Origin of the sequence: Mizugakiibacter sp. (genome assembly GCF_039680435.1) — a bacterium.
Lineage (GTDB): Bacteria > Pseudomonadota > Gammaproteobacteria > Xanthomonadales > Rhodanobacteraceae > Mizugakiibacter.
Window position 1 is genome coordinate 1 of record NZ_JBDKSX010000032.1, and the last position, 1,877, is coordinate 1,877.

Consider the following 1,877-nt stretch of genomic DNA (forward strand, 5'->3'; position numbering starts at 1 on the left):
CGACGCCGTCCGTGCCGGCCGCCTGCCCGATCCCGAGCTGACGTTCGGCATCAGCAACCTGCCGGTGCAGGGCGCGGGCGCGTACACCGTCGGCGCCGACGGCATGACCATGCGCACGGTCGGCGTCAGCCAGCGCCTGCCGTCGCGGGCGGCGCGCGCGGCCGAGCGCGCGCTGGCGCAGGCGGGCGTCGCCGCCGCCGACGCCGAGCGCGTCGCCGCCGGCCAGGACGTGCGCCGCGCGGCGGCGACCGCGTGGGTCGCGCGCTGGGCGGTCGAGCGCAGGCGCGCACTGCTGGCCGAGCTGCGCGAGGAAGCGCAGACGGCGGTGCGCGCCAGCCGCGCGCGCCGCGCCGGCGGCACCGGCAGCGCGGCCGATGCGCTGGCGGCGCGCGCCGGACTCGCCGCGCTGGACAACCGCATCGACGCCGCCGACGCCGACATCGCCGCCGCGCATGCGGAGCCGGCGCGCTGGCTCGGCGCCGACGCCGGGCGGCCGCTGGCGGACGCGCCCGGCTTCGATGCCTTGCCGGCGCCGCCGGCGCAATTGCTGGCGCAGCTCGATCGCCAGGCGCCGCTGCTGCCGTGGTCCGCGCGCGAACGCGAGGCGGACGCCGCGCTGGCGGTCGCGCGCGCGGGCAAGCACCCCGATTGGCGCGTGGGCGCCAGCTACGGATCGGACGGTCAAGGTGCCGGGCCTGACCAACCTGTTCGTGCCGCCGATCCGCAATCGCGTCGACATGCTCGCCACCGGCATCAAGAGCCCGATAGGCATCAAGGTGCTCGGCCCCGACGCGACGACCCTGCAGGACGTCGCCGACCGCATCGAGGCGGCGGCGCGCGGCGTGCCGGGCGTGCGCTCCGCCGTCGCCGAGCGCAGCGCCAGCGGCCGCTATGTCGACATCGACGTCCGTCGCGACGCCGCGGCGCGCTACGGCCTCAGCCAGCGGCAGGTGCAGGCGCTGATCGCCACCGTGGTCGGCGGCGAGCCGATCGGGCAGACCGTCGAGGGCCGCGAGCGCTATCCGATCGTGCTGCGCTATCCGCGCGCCGAGCGCGACTCGCTCGCCGCCTTGCGGCAACTGCCGATCGTCGCCGCCGGTGGTGCGCAGCTGACGCTGGGCCAGATCGCCGACCTGCGGCTGCAGGCCGGGCCCTCGATGCTGAAGAGCGAGGACGGCCGCCTGGCGACCTACGTCTACGTCGATAGCGCCGGGCGCGACCTCGGCTCCGTGGTCGCGGACCTGAAGCGCGCCGTGGCCGAAAAGGTGCGGCTGCCGCCCGGCGTGGCCGTCGGCTGGTCCGGCCAGTTCGAGTACCTGGCGCGCGCCAGCGCGCGGCTGGCGCTGATCGTGCCGGTCGTGCTGGCGATCATCTTCGCGCTGATCTACGCGGTGTTCCGCCGCGCCGGCGAGGCGGCGCTGATCATGCTCAGCGTGCCGCTGGCGCTGGTCGGCGGGCTGTGGCTGGTCTGGCTGCTCGGCCACGCCGTGTCGGTGGCGACCATGATCGGCTTCATCGCGCTGGCCGGCGTCGCCGCCGAGTTCGGCGTGGTGATGCTGCTGTACCTGCGCCACGCCTGGGACCGCGCGCGCGCGCTCGATCCCTCGGCGGACGCCGACGCACTCGACGCGGCGATCCGCGAGGGCGCCGCGCAGCGTGTGCGGCCGAAGGCGATGACCGTGGCGGTGGTGCTGGCCGGCCTGCTGCCGATCCTGCTCGGCCACGGCGCCGGCGCCGAGGTGATGCAGCGCATCGCCGCACCGATGGTCGGCGGCATGCTGACCGCGCCGCTGCTGTCGATGCTGGTGATGCCGGCAGCGTTCAAGCTGCTGGAGCGCCGCCGCCTGCGCCGCGCCGCGCGGGATTGACTCTGGACC

Annotated in this window: 1 protein-coding gene and 1 pseudogene; one reads left to right on the forward strand and one right to left on the reverse strand. The window is 76.4% G+C overall.

What is annotated here, in order from left to right; genetic code table 11:
* The coding region (locus tag ABFC67_RS03945) for a hypothetical protein (protein ID WP_346736745.1) at positions 1-739 on the reverse strand (739 nt) is incomplete at its 3' end.
* On the opposite strand from ABFC67_RS03945, the pseudogene ABFC67_RS03950 reads away from it, so the two are divergent.
* Positions 672-1,868: pseudogene (locus ABFC67_RS03950) on the forward strand (efflux RND transporter permease subunit); the annotation flags it as partial. The gene ABFC67_RS03945 and the pseudogene ABFC67_RS03950 sit on opposite strands and share 68 nt — an antisense overlap.
* Positions 1,869-1,877: the final 9 nt, after the last annotated feature.